11 protein-coding genes are annotated in these 13,970 nt (G+C 35.3%); 6 read left to right on the forward strand and 5 right to left on the reverse strand.

Translation table 11 applies throughout. From position 1 onward, the window contains the following. Window positions 1–11: 11 nt before the first annotated feature. From AC07VD_RS02430 to tagD, 5 genes are all read right to left on the reverse strand, one after another. A complete protein-coding gene (locus tag AC07VD_RS02430; RefSeq protein ID WP_042975194.1) occupies window positions 12–791 on the reverse strand; it encodes a DUF6270 domain-containing protein in 780 nt (259 codons plus the stop codon). Further along, entirely contained in the window at window positions 788–3,472 is a 2,685-nt protein-coding gene (locus AC07VD_RS02435; protein ID WP_052728189.1) for a bifunctional glycosyltransferase/CDP-glycerol:glycerophosphate glycerophosphotransferase, read from the reverse strand. The genes AC07VD_RS02430 and AC07VD_RS02435 overlap by 4 nt, the downstream gene beginning before the upstream one ends. Window positions 3,473–3,512: 40 nt before the next feature. Then, complete coding sequence (locus AC07VD_RS02440; protein WP_042975193.1) at window positions 3,513–4,856, reverse strand: glycosyltransferase family 2 protein; 1,344 nt, start codon at window positions 4,854–4,856, stop codon at window positions 3,513–3,515. A 29-nt stretch (window positions 4,857–4,885) separates the two neighbouring features. Then, complete coding sequence (locus tag AC07VD_RS02445) at window positions 4,886–6,070, reverse strand: CDP-glycerol glycerophosphotransferase family protein (protein ID WP_042975192.1); 1,185 nt, start codon at window positions 6,068–6,070, stop codon at window positions 4,886–4,888. A gap of 98 nt (window positions 6,071–6,168) precedes the next feature. After that, window positions 6,169–6,558: a glycerol-3-phosphate cytidylyltransferase gene (gene tagD / locus AC07VD_RS02450; protein ID WP_024571912.1), complete on the reverse strand. Its 390-nt coding sequence runs from the start codon at window positions 6,556–6,558 to the stop codon at window positions 6,169–6,171. A gap of 507 nt (window positions 6,559–7,065) precedes the next feature. Between tagD and AC07VD_RS02455 the strand changes: the two genes are divergently transcribed. The 6 genes from AC07VD_RS02455 (at window position 7,066) to AC07VD_RS02480 (ending at window position 13,961) form a co-directional block, all read left to right on the forward strand. Next, window positions 7,066–7,839, forward strand: coding sequence for a WecB/TagA/CpsF family glycosyltransferase (locus AC07VD_RS02455; protein ID WP_494721563.1), 774 nt, complete (start codon window positions 7,066–7,068; stop codon window positions 7,837–7,839). Window positions 7,840–7,934: 95 nt separating this feature from the next. Next, a complete protein-coding gene (locus tag AC07VD_RS02460; protein ID WP_124059253.1) occupies window positions 7,935–9,086 on the forward strand; it encodes a CDP-glycerol glycerophosphotransferase family protein in 1,152 nt (383 codons plus the stop codon). 88 nt (window positions 9,087–9,174) lie between these two features. After that, window positions 9,175–9,888 (forward strand): IspD/TarI family cytidylyltransferase, encoded by a 714-nt coding sequence (locus AC07VD_RS02465; RefSeq protein ID WP_003235520.1) that lies wholly within the window; start codon window positions 9,175–9,177, stop codon window positions 9,886–9,888. Then, the gene (locus AC07VD_RS02470) at window positions 9,885–10,910 is read left to right on the forward strand and encodes a ribitol-5-phosphate dehydrogenase (protein ID WP_003235523.1); all 1,026 of its coding nucleotides are present in this window, start codon (window positions 9,885–9,887) and stop codon (window positions 10,908–10,910) included. The genes AC07VD_RS02465 and AC07VD_RS02470 overlap by 4 nt, the downstream gene beginning before the upstream one ends. Window positions 10,911–10,913: 3 nt before the next feature. Then, a complete protein-coding gene (locus AC07VD_RS02475; RefSeq protein ID WP_024571914.1) occupies window positions 10,914–12,083 on the forward strand; it encodes a CDP-glycerol glycerophosphotransferase family protein in 1,170 nt (389 codons plus the stop codon). Between the two features lie 18 nt (window positions 12,084–12,101). Then, window positions 12,102–13,961 carry a CDP-glycerol glycerophosphotransferase family protein gene (locus tag AC07VD_RS02480; protein WP_015384814.1) on the forward strand — a complete coding sequence of 620 codons (1,860 nt, stop codon included), beginning with the start codon at window positions 12,102–12,104 and terminating at the stop codon, window positions 13,959–13,961. Window positions 13,962–13,970: the final 9 nt, after the last annotated feature.

The raw sequence follows: 13,970 nt of genomic DNA on the forward strand, positions 1-13,970 counted from the left end.
CCGTATACTATTTATTTAAAGACTGAGTTTTTTAACTGGTCCAAAAAATTGGTATAGTAATCCATTGTATAATGAACATAAAATTTGCCCCATGGATGGTTTTCATATGAATTATATTTTTTATTTTCGAATAAACTTATTGCCTCTACATCACTGAAGCTGTCTAACACGTACGCATCAAATTTGCTCCAAACACTATTATAATAATCAACATCAATTATCTTGATGTTTCCTCCATTAATAAGCAACTTTTTCTTATCTTCTTTATCAAAAAAATGATGAACATTTCTTGCACTATTTAAGATAATTTTGATATCGGGACAATTTAATTTCACATAGTTATAAAAAAGATTAAACTTTTGTTTCCATAGTGAAAAATACTTTTCAAAATGATCTTCAATATTAAAGCTTTGCTTTTTATTTTGAATTGAAAGTTTATAATAATTTGTTTTAGGAAGTGTCCACCTGTTATTTGTAATATACTGATTGCTAGAAATTTCTACGTAACCAAAATGCACATCTGCAAAAAAATCTAAAATTAATATATCTGGCTGAACAGATTTAATCTCGGTTAGAAAGCTATTCTCAAAATCCGTCTTTAAAGTGTTTTTTTCATGATTAGACATGTTCTCATTATCAATAACAATGTAGTTAGGTTTACTCATTGTTGAAATAATGGACGATTGGTTTTGGGTCAATACACAATCAAAAAAATTTTTATAATCAGCATTAAATTGAGAGTTAAAATTATCCCGTGTAACACAACTACCGTAAACCGCTACTTTTTTCATTTCTTTATTCCCTCTTTAATATTAGTTCCTAGACTAATAATTTGTTGATAAACACGTTTACAGTTTTCTTTATCCGTATACTTATAAAATTGATTTACTCTATCAATATATTTGGCATCCATTATACAATCGTTTTCCATACAATTTATCAGCTTATCAACTAAAGCATCTTTATCAGCAATTACTTCTCCAAACCCCATTGAATTGTAATCAAAATACCCTTTTTCCAAGTGATTTTTTTCGTATTGGAAGTAAAAAACAGGTTTTTTAAGATAAGCAAAGTCAAATGCAACGGATGAATAATCTGTAACTAAAATCGCACTATTATTGAAATGATCTCGATAACTTTCATTAATGTCCGCAATCCTCACTGAACTATTTTTGTTGAAATCTTTCAACTGCTGAACAATATTTGGATGCGGGAAGAATACGATCTCGTATCCTTTTTCATTAGCCTCATTAATAAGTTTAGCATCATTTAATAAATTATTAAGTTCATTAAAATAAACTGAGTTTTTAAAGAGTGGTGAGTAATCTCTTTTCCCTGTTTGCGGATTTATTTTTCCTACTAAATGATTTCTCCATGTTGGCATAATTAATATCTTTTTATGATTATGATTAACAAGCTTATCAAATCTAGGAAATCCAGTTAGAATTACTTCTCTTTTTGAATAATTATAATGACCATTAATTATAGACTCATACTCAGGTTGAGCGGCTGTTATAAATAGTCTAATATTTTTCTTATACTTATTAAGCCATCCCGAAATATCATCTTTCGTAATTCCATGTTGCAGAAAAACAAAGTTAAATTTAAATAAGTCCTTATAATATTTCCTCATATTCACAAACGGGTTGACTACATAATCATCTGCATGTGAAGAGATAATTTCATCGGCAAGTAAATGTAAAAATTTGTGCTTAGGTGACCCGTATGCAACAACTGGTCCTATTTTTTTCAGCCTGTTATAATCTGGACTATCTTTACTGATAATAAAATATTTTTTGATGCCGTCATTCTGCTGCATTGCATATTCAAATAATGCTTCAGCATTATCATCTGCCTTGTTGATTCTATCCATAAAAAGCCATACTCTTTTATTTTTCTTTATTTTATAGAGGTGTTCCATAATCTTTCTTACATTTGATGCTTTCTCAGCACCTATTTTATTAAAGGTCTTAAAACGTCTTTGAGCCCGCTTTTCTTTTGCTCTAATAATCTGATTTTTATCTTTTAGAACTACTAAATTATTAAGTTTATGATCGAAATAAATCCCTATACCATTTTTGGTATAGAAATCAACTATATGTTTATCCAGCGGGAATAATCGTCCAAAGTTAATTTTTACTTTTATTAGTTTTCCATTTGATGAAATCATCATTTCAATATTCGAGTTATTTGCAAGCTCACCAACTGGGATATCAACCTTAAAGCCCAGGTACTCTTTAACTGGCTTATTTAAGCAATATAAGTTGTGTACTGTTCTATCAATTTTTTCGGCATGATATATTTTGTCGTTGACACATGCTTTCACTTCTAATTCTGCGGCATCAAATAATGAACCAAAATTACCTTCAAGGGTTAAAATCCCCTTTTCAATGCTTAATAGCTCCATTGTTATAGCTTCATATCTCATAGAATTAATTAATTTCTCTTTAAAATATAAATTCACATTACGATTCAAAAAGATCTTTTTAAATACATTTTTTTTATTTCGATATTTCAATTTGATTAAAAAATATTTTCTGTGCAAGTTTAGAGATTTTTGTTCAAAGATTATGTCGTCATCTATAAATGCAAGTATTCTTTCTAGCAAGTCAAAAAACTCTTCAACTTCCTTATCCGTCAAAACATCAGTTCTGTCTTCTATATTTATTCTCCACTGCAAGTCATAGGCAATCATATACTGAATGTATCTTGGAACGTATCCTAATGTTGTAATACTATGATTAATTAATTCTCGAGAGAAATTCTTCAAATAATCTACATACCATTTTTTATCATTTTTACCTGTTTGAGTTGCAGATGACGCATCTTCTCTTCGTCGATAATTATATTGTCCTTCTGACACAATACCGTATACTTGGCGCTTCATTATAATTTTAGTCAGCCATTCACTATCTTCAGCGTAGGCCATATCTTCATTAAAAAAGTGATTTTTAACAGCTTCTTTTTTCACGAATGAACTTGGTGCTGATAATTGAATTCCTGTATGTTCTTTCAAGATATGAACTAGCCTAGTTTTATCAAATTTATAATTTAATAAGTGTGGACCACTTGTTTTACCAAACATCATCATTGGAATAGAAACTACATCGACTTTAGAATAATTCTTTTCAAAAAAATCATATACTTTTAAAAGGGTTGAAGGGGACAATGTATCATCAGGATCTAAGAAATTAATATATTTACCTTTGGCATATTTTAAACCCTCATTACGCGCACTACTTGCTCCGCCATTCTCCTTATCGATAAAGACTATATTTTCTGGATACGCTTCTTTATACTTTAAGCAAATTTCCCCTGATGCATCAACACTTCCATCGTTGACTAAAATCAACTGTATATGATGCTCAAAATCAAGTGCCTGATCAATTATGCTTGTTATTGCTTCATCTAAAAATTCTTCAACATTGTAAATTGCCATTATAATAGAAAAGAAAAAATTCTTTTGTTCCAAGTTTTCATTCTCCTTTTGAATTTTGTTTTATAGAAAAGAATTAGATTCGTATTAACCTCTTAAATAATTTATTTAAAACATTGACTTTTTGGAGATAAACATAATGATTATCTTTTTCAACTATAAACCTAAAAAAAATAACTCCTAAAGGAATTTTTAATTGGTAAGAAGAATATTTTCTATCTCTAACAGTAGTTTTCCAAATAACAATATTCTTTTGTGTTTGTTCGTTTAACTTGGCCCTTATGAATTTTTTTCCATAAGAGATGTAAACATTATTTTCATCTTTAATTGCAGATTCTTCATTACTCAAACTCACAGTTAGCTCAATAGAAAATTTATTGACTCTCCATGAAGTAATTACAACTTTTTCGTTTTCAATTTTTCCTATTTGAATAAGTTTATTAACAGGATAACCCCATCGTTTAAATGAAATCAGATACTCTTTTAAGTATGTTTTCATTTTTTGATTGATAATTAACTTTTCATCCATATATTTTAAAATTTTATATAATTCTCTGAAGAATTCCAGTTGTTCTGTCTCATCTAGTACTTCATAAATCAAGTTATTGTTTTTTTGAATAATAAATAACTTTACATGATTTAGAATTAAGCATTGAATATAAGGTATTACCTCACCGTATTCCTCTAATGATCTTTTGATCATTTCCTCATAACCATTTTTAAGTAAAAAAGTATACCTATTTTTTTTATACCATGAAGTGTCTACGAGAGAATTTTCCTCTTTTCTTTTTCTATAGAAATACTTAGCATCAGGAATAAGACCATATTTTTGTTCTTTAATTAAAAAAGTATTAATAAATAAAACATCTTCCCAAAAATCCATCTGTTCATTAAAAGAAATTCCTAAACGATCTATTGCTTTTTTCCGAAAAAATGTTCCACCAATGTGATAGTGAACAGAAGAGTAATTATCAGTTATGTTTACAATGTTTTTATTACTTTTAAATCTATAATTAAGTGAATGCTCTCCATTTTTATTGTCAAAGAAAAATAGCGGCAGCACCGCTAAATTAATATCGGTATGTTTTTTAAAAAACTTTAATACTTCTGCAATAGCATTTGGTGAAATTTTGTCGTCTGAATCAATAAAGCCTATAAATTCACTATTTTCACAAAATTTTAATCCATTATTTCTTGCTAAACTGACATTTGGTGTATCTTGATAAATAATTTTTATATTATTCGGAAATGCTGTTGCATATTTTTCACATATGTTTTTCGAATTGTCGATACTATTATTTTCAATTAATATAATTTCGATGTTTTCTTCAAAATTAAAAGTTTGATCAATGATACTGTCAATGGCTTCACTTAGATATAACCCCGAATTATAAACAGGCATTACAATTGAAAACAACATTTCAAGTACTCCTTTAAAAGAAAATGTTTTTATCCAAGTATTTCTTCAACAACTTTTTTAGATGAATCACCTTTTTCCAAATAACAAAATTGATCATAAAACGAAGTAAGGTTTTCATCCTGCTTATAGTGCTGTGTTTTGTGTATGGCTTCAATTACTTTTTCTGTTGTTTTAAGAAGAGGTCCCGGAGCACATTTTTCAAAATCATAGTAAAAGCCTCTTAGTTTATCTCTATAAAATTCAATATCAGGAACATAAAAAAGGATCGGTCTATTTAAACCGGCAAAATCAAAAAACACCGAAGAATAATCTGTTATTAATATATCTGATATTAAATATAGCTCTCTAATATCATTATGATTTGAAAAATCATAAGCAAAACCCTTGTACGCAGTTAAGTTAATATTCTCAGATACAAGATAGTGCATCCTTAAAATAAGAATATATTCATCACTTAATTGGTCTTTAAGACTTTCTAAATCTAAAACCATATTAAATTTATATTTACCTTTAGCATAAAATGAGTTATCTCTCCAAGTTGGGGCATACAAAATAATTTTCTTATCTCTATCAATACCTAATCTGTCTTTTATTTTTAGCATTTCTTCATATTTATTTTCTTTATGTAAAAAGTCATTCCTCGGATAGCCAGATTCAATAAAGGTTCTTTTAAACTGAAAAGCACTTCTAAAAATCTCCGTAGAGTAAGCGTTAGGGGAAATGAGATAATCCCATTTACTAGCTTCTTTCAGGAAGTTTTTTTTATATTGTTCAGTCGTCGTGCCGGGCATATGTACTTCGTCCATGTCATTTGCAAGTTTTTTTAGGGGAGTTCCGTGCCAAGTCTGCACATATGTGGTTTTTCTCGGTTTTGGGATCCATAACGGCAAGCGGCTGTTTGTTATCCAATATTTCGCTGTAGCCATATACCATAGCCATTTGAGAGAGAATCTTTTTAAATATTTCACATCTAAATTATCAAATAAATCTTTGTTTCTTTTATCTATACTCCAGATTAATCGGTAATCATATTTATCTTTATTTTCCTCAAGATACTCAAAAATTGCTCGTGGATTACAGCTGAATTGTTTGCCGGAATAGCTTTCGAAGATGATTAATTTTTCATTCCTGGGCAAAAGCCCAATTATTCTAAAAGCAATTGAGTATACTCTGACCAATAGACTTCTATATTTCATTAAAATCTTTGATTTCATCTTAGACTCCTTAAATGTTCGAACAATTAAATACTTATCTCAGCAAACAAGAAAAAAAGAAGCAACTGAATTACTTCAAGCCTCTTTAAGTTAGTCTTCTATAAACTAGCCATGTCTTTTTTGATTTTGGTAGTTGAAATGCCTTCTGTTCTCGGAAGGTAAATGACCTCACAATATTCCTTTAAGAAGTCAAACTTCCCTTTCCAATCATCGCCGATCACAAATGTATCTATATCGTACTTTTGAATATCTGAGATTTTTTGTTCCCAGTTTTTTTCGGGAATCACTTCATCCACAAAATCAATTGTTTCTAAAATGAATTTTCGATGTTCATAGGAATGATGCGATTTTTTTTGTTTTTGAAGATTAAATTCATCTGTAGATAATCCTACGATTAAGTAATCACCCAGATTTTTTGCTCTTTGCAGCAGCTTCATGTGTCCATAATGAAATAAATCAAATGTTCCGTACGTTATCACTTTCTTCATCAGATAACATCACCTTCCAACCGTTTTCAACTGAGAGTACCAGAAAAAAACCACAAACCTTAACAGATTGTTTATAATTTCGACACATTTTTTACGTACCATTAATATTGAACAATAATAGCATAAGTTCCTATAAAAGTTAAGGCTCTTTAAAAATGTCAATCATCAGCATTTTTTGGTATCATCGTTGTATTGATGTATAATTTTTACAGGTCTAATGTCTTATCCATACCCATTATAACAAGTTTTCTTTTTCGAAAAAATCGAATCTTTTGTCGCGTTTTTAAGTGAAACGATTTTCTTTCTGCTGCGTCATTTATTTTGTACGCCCTCCTCATATTAATTCATCGTCAAAACGTGAAGGAATTGTAATGTGAATGTTAAAAGTTCCTAAAGATTTTTGTGGTAAGATAGAGTAAAATGTTTTCAGACAAAGAGTCTTTAATCAAACTATACGAATGACACGTGTTTTTTATAGACATATAGATGAAAAGGAGGGTTGATACGATGCAAACGAAACCCATTAATCAATTAGATTTTGTAGACGGTGAACTGACTTCATTTGTATCACATTTAGAAACATCATTTTTGGACCAGAATAAAGGTGCGTTCATCGTAACAGCGAATCCTGAAATCGGATTTGAAGCGATGCAAAATCCGCGTTATGAAGCGGTTCTTTCATCTGCTGATTTTATTTTGCCGGATGGCATTGGTGTTGTGTTGGTTTCCAAGCTAATTGGTAAGCCGCTTCAATCCAGAATCGCCGGTTATGATTTGTTTACGTCTTTGCTTGAGAAGGCTGATCAAAAGAAAAAACGGGTTTTCTTTTACGGTGCAGCTAAGCATGTGATTGCTCAGACAATCGAGCGAGTCGAACGTGATTATCCTGGGATTGAAATTGCCGGATATTCTGACGGTTATGTGAAAAATCAACGTGAGGTGGCAGACAAGATCGCAGCCTCAAATCCTGACATGGTATTTGTTGCTTTAGGTTATCCTAATCAGGAGTTCTTTATCCATAAATACCGACATCTATTCCCTCAGGCTGTTTCTGTAGGGCTGGGCGGAAGCTTTGATGTGTTCAGCGGCAATGTCCAAAGAGCGCCCTCATTTTTTATCCGTTTTCACCTTGAATGGATGTACAGGCTGATCACAAACCCTGCGCGCTGGAGAAGAATGCTTAGCATTCCTAAGTATGTTACAGCCGTGCTGAAACATGAACGAACTTCAGCAAAGCCGCAATATACGGGACAGGTCAAAGATCAATCACGCCATCTGTAATGGGCCTTAAAGGAGCTATGGTATGTAATGAAATGCATGAATCTTTCACTGTGCCTGCCGACAATCCGTGGCAGCCGTTTTGAGCTGATGACAGATTGAAATCCTGGTTTGCGTTTTTTTACTATGTGTTCATCAAAGTCATCGGCGCATTGCTGTTTTGGGTCAAACCGGGAAGTCAAGTGACCCTTCTTGTTTCCTTTCCTGATAATGCCCGGGCAATATTAAAGGAATATCAGATGGGACACTACTCATTTCCCATTCATGTACTTCTGACCCAGCATGCCAAATCGCTGGAAACAGAATTTCCTGAGCTTACTGTTTCAGTTATTAACGAAAAACACCCGCTTCATATATATAAAGCGGTCTTTTCTATGCTGAGCAGTAAAGCTGTGATTGTTGATAACTATTTTGTTTTGACAACCGTTTTGACCTGCAGACCTGATATCGAGTGTATCCAAGTTTGGCATGCGAATGGAGCGTTTAAACGATTTGGGTTAAAGGATATCAACACACAGAATCGTTCGCGGGCTGACGTGAGACGCTTTCGCAAAGTGTATGCTTCATTTGACCGGATTGTCGTCGGTTCTGAACGTATGGCTGACATATTCAAGGAATTCTTCGATATAAAAGGTGATAAATTTCTTCGGTTTGGCGTGCCTTTAACCGATGCTTACTATGAGGTGAAGGAAAACAGCAATGACCTTAAAAGCAAATATCACCTGCCGGCAGAGAAAAAAATCATCCTGTATGCGCCAACCTTTAGGGATCATCAGTTTGAAAGCTTTTCGCTGCCGTTTTCAGAAAAACAGCTGCAGCATGATTTAAAAGGAGAATATTTACTTGCAGTAAAACTTCATCCTGTTATGAAGCAATCTGCTCAATTGCATGGGGATAGTGCGTGGATAAAAGACGTATCAGATCTCCCTCTTGCAGACCTTTTAAAAATGAGTGATCTGTTAATATCAGATTATTCTTCTGTCCCTTTTGAATTTGCTTTGCTGGACAAACCCATTTTGTTTTATACGTATGATATGGAGGCTTACAACAGAACCCGCGGTTTAATCCGCCATTATACAGAGGTAATCCCCGGGGTTCCTTGCCGTGATTCAGGAATGCTCTTGGACCAGCTGAAAGATATGAACAGGCTTCAAGCTGAAGTGGAGCGCTTTTCACGTGAATGGAATCTGTACTCAAGAGGAAATGCCAGCAAGCTGCTTTTAAGCTATGTAAATGAGAAATCAAGCTGATCTTTATATATAATAGAGATCGGTATTGCAAATAATATGAAAACCTTTTATAAAACATTATGAGTTGTAGTAAGGAAGGAGTCATTTTATGATTTATGCTGAGATTCTAGCCGGTGGAAAAGGTTCCCGCATGGGGAACGTCAATATGCCAAAACAGTTTTTGCCGTTAAATAAACGCCCAATTATCATTCATACGGTTGAAAAGTTTTTATTAAATGACCGTTTCGATAAGATTTTAATCGTCTCCCCTAAAGAGTGGATTAACCATACAAAAGACATTTTAAAGAAATTCATCGGGCAGGATGATCGCCTGATTGTCGTTGAAGGCGGCAGCGACCGTAATGAATCTATTATGAGCGGCATCCGCTATATTGAAAAAGAATTCGGTATTCAGGATGATGACGTGATCATCACTCACGATTCTGTGCGTCCGTTTCTCACTCATCGCATTATCGATGAAAACATTGATGCTGTTCTTCAATACGGCGCGGTTGATACTGTTATCTCAGCCATTGATACAATTATTGCTTCAGAAGACCAGGAATTTATTTCTGATATCCCTGTCCGCGATAACATGTATCAGGGGCAAACACCGCAAAGCTTCCGGATCAGCAAATTGGTCGAGCTTTATAATAAACTGTCCGATGAGCAAAAAGCTGTCCTTACTGACGCTTGCAAGATCTGCTCGTTAGCAGGTGAAAAAGTGAAGCTGGTCCGCGGTGAAGTCTTTAACATTAAAGTAACGACACCATATGACTTAAAAGTGGCTAATGCCATTTTACAGGAGCGAATTTCACAATGATTAATCAAACATATCGTTTAGTTTCTGCCCGACAATTTGAAGTGACATATAAAGATAAAGTTGTCCATTCAGATAAGGTCGTCGTCCGTCCTACCCATTTATCCATCTGTGCTGCAGACCAGCGTTATTATACTGGCTCACGCGGCAAAGAAGCGATGGACAAAAAACTGCCGATGGCTCTGATCCATGAAGGGATCGGAAAAGTCATGTTTGATCCGACAGGCACATTTAAAGTTGGAACCCGGGTTGTTATGGTGCCAAATACACCGGTTGAAGAGCATGAAGTCATCGCGGAGAATTACCTGCGGTCCAGCAGATTCCGTTCAAGCGGTTATGATGGATTTATGCAGGATTATATGTTCATGGCGCCTGATCGGCTTGTTGAGCTTCCAGACAGCATTAATCCGCATGTCGCAGCCTTCACTGAGCTTATTACAATTGCAGTTCACGCGCTTTCCCGCTTTGAGCGCATGGCGCATAAGAAGCGTGACACATTCGGTGTCTGGGGGGACGGAAATCTCGGATTTATCATGACGCTTCTACTGAAGAAAAAATATCCAGACAGCAAGGTGTTTATTTTCGGAAAAACACCTTACAAGCTTGATCATTTTTCTTTTGTTGATGCAGCTTATCAAATTAACGACATTCCTGAAGATGTCAGAATCGATCATGCCTTTGAATGCGTGGGCGGACGCGGCAGTGAAAGTGCAATTGAGCAAATCATTGCCCATGTCCATCCTGAAGCGTGTGTAGCGCTCTTAGGCGTGTCTGAATACCCTGTTGAAATTGAAACAAGAATGGTGCTTGAAAAAGGGATTACGCTGATCGGCAGCAGCCGCAGCGGACGCGAGGATTTTGCCCGTACTGTAGACTTTTTAGCTCAATACCCTGAAGTCGTTGATTATTTAGAAACATTAGTTGGCGGACGCTTCCCGGTACGCAGTATTGAGGAAATTACAAACGCGTTTGAAGCAGATTTGACTTCATCTTGGGGAAAAACTGTTATTGAATGGGAAATTTAAACAGTGAAAACATTCCTTACACGAATTGTAAAAGGAGTATTCGGCACTGCTTATAAACTATTGAGCGCTTTATTACCAGTACAGCACAACAAAATTGTCATAGCTTCCTATCGTGAGGATCATTTAAGTGATAATTTTAAAGGTGTCTATGAAAAGCTGAAGCAAGATCCGTCTCTTCGCATCACCCTGCTGTTCCGCAAGATGGATAAGGGGCTGATCGGACGAGCTGCATATTTGCTTCATCTTTTCAGCTCGTTATATCACCTTGCAACATGCCGCGTGCTTTTGTTGGATGATTATTATTTTCCTTTGTATGTTGTGCCAAAACGAAAGGAAACTGTTGCCATCCAGCTTTGGCATGCTTGCGGCGCGTTTAAAAAATTTGGCTACAGCATTGTGAACAAGCCGTTCGGCCCTTCTTCTGATTATTTGAAGATTGTTCCCGTGCATTCAAACTATGATTATGCCATAGTCAGTGCACCCGCTGCCGTTCCGCATTTCGCCGAAGCCTTTCAAATGGAGCAAAAGCAGATTTTGCCGCTCGGCATTCCAAGAACGGATTATTTTTATCATAAGGAACATATTCGCACTGTACTGGATGAGTTTCATCGGGTTTATCCTGAACTGAAGCATAAAAAAAAGCTTTTGTATGCTCCTACTTTTCGAGGCAGCGGACATCATCAAGAGGGTGACGCTATACCGCTTGATCTGCTACAATTAAAATCGGCGCTAAACCATAAAGATTATGTCGTGATCCTCCATCTTCATCCGTATATGCGCAAACATGCGCACACGGAAGAGGATGATTTTGTGCTGGATTTAACTGATTCGTACTCTTTGTACGATTTGATGGCAATCTCTGATGGGCTGATAACCGATTATTCTTCAGTTATTTTCGAGTACAGCCTGCTGAAACGTCCGATGTATTTTTACTGCCCGGATTTAGAAGACTACTTGGAAGAACGTGATTTCTACTACCCGTTTGAATCGTTTGTACCCGGGCCGATTTCGAAAGACGTTCCATCGCTTGTACACGATATCGAGAGTGATCACGAGGCTGATACGAAACGTATTGAAGATTTTTCACAGGCATTTATCACCCATCAGGACGGCAAATCTTCAGAGCGGGTAGCCGATTTTATTTCATCATTTTTAACATCTGGTGCCGATTAGGAGAAAGTGAGGTACAAAGTGAAGCTGGCAAGAAAGATTAAGAACAGACTTTTCAGATCAAAAAAGAAAACGCAAAAAGAAAATGCAGCTGTCATTGTCCATCCAGCTGATAACAGGGTTTTTTCTCTATTTGATAAAACGAAGCGAATTGAAGAAAACCAGCAAGTCCCTGTCAGAAAGATTTCTGAGTTTTCTTGGAATGGGTCAATTCTAAAAATTGCGGGTTATATGTATATCAAGGGCCTGCCGCTTCAAAAAGAGGATCAGGTTCGAAAACGTTTATTATTGGTGAACAACGGTGTTTTATTTACAGCTGTTTCACTGCGGGATGTTCCGGTAGATAAGCTGTCAATTGATACTTCAAATGTGCCTGGAGCCTATAAGTGGGCAGGATTTTCACAGCAGATTAACTTTTCTAAGCTGATGAATGACAAACCTCTTCCGCAGGGCGAGTATAAGCTGTTTCTCGAGATTGAAGCTGTAGATGACCAAAATGTAAAACATCAGGAAGTGCATACAGTCGGAAATGTAAGTAATTTCCTTTCTAATGATGTGTATGCCACAAAAATGGAATTTCATTCTGCTAAAAAGCTGATGAAGTTCAATTTGATCGTTAATTATGATGAGGGCGAAAAGACGATTAATTTGTCTTGCAACAAACTGCAGGAAATTGATCCGAGCCTTTTGGAGCTGGATACTGGAAAAGAGGCAAACCGCTTTTTGCGCAAGCTGAATACAAGCTTGTTCCATTTTGCATATGATGTGTTCCGTCTGCTGCCGATTAAGTCCAATAAGATTGTCTTTGCTTCTGACAGCCGGCTTGATATGACAGGAAACTTCGAATTTGTTTATGAAGAGCTGCTGAAACGTGAAGAAAATTTTGATTTCAAATTTTTCTTAAAGAGCAGCATTCGAGATAGAAAAAGCCTGTCTGAACTGATGTCGATGGCTTATCATTTTGCGACAAGCAAAATCATTTTTATAGATGATTTTTATCCGATTATTTATCCGTTAAAAATCCGTAAAAATGCGGACCTTGTCCAGCTGTGGCATGCTGTCGGCGCCTTTAAGACATTCGGCTACAGCCGAATCGGTCTGCCGGGAGGACCGTCACCGCATTCGAAAAACCATAGAAACTACACGAAGGTTATTGTCAGCTCTGAAAATATACGGAAGCACTACGCAGAGGGCTTTGGGGTAGACATTGAGAACGTCATTGCTACGGGCGTACCGCGAACAGACTTTTTCTTTGATGAAGCGAAGAAGGCATTTGTAAAAGAACGCCTTTACACGGAATATCCGTTTCTAAAGGACAAAAAGGTCATTCTTTTTGCTCCAACCTTCCGCGGAAACGGTCAGCAATCAGCTCATTATCCTTTTGAAGTGCTTGATTTTGACCGTCTGTATCGTGAGTTAAAGGATGAATATATCTTCTTATTCAAAATTCATCCATTCGTACGAAACGATGCCAATATACCTTATCAGTACAGCGATTTCTTTTATGATTTCTCTTCGTTCAGGGAAATTAACGAGCTATTGCTCGTAACAGATATTCTGATAACGGATTACTCTTCTGTTTGCTTTGAGTATGCTTTATTAAATAAACCAATGATCTTCTTCAGCTATGATGTAGATGATTATATTCGCAAACGTGATTTCTATTACGATTACTTTGACTTTATTCCTGGCCCTCTTGCGAAAACGTCTGAGCAAATGATTTCGATCATTAAAGAAGAGAAGTATAACTTTGAGCAAATTGATTCATTTGTTCATTATTTCTTCGATGATCTTGATGGAAAAGCAAGTGAGCGAGTCGTCGATCAAATTGTTTTCCCTCAGGAAGAAGAGCCATCAGAGGATAAAGTTCTTAAAAGATAAATCAAAAAC

It is taken from the genome of Bacillus sp. GW821-FHT01G09, from assembly GCF_059422205.1.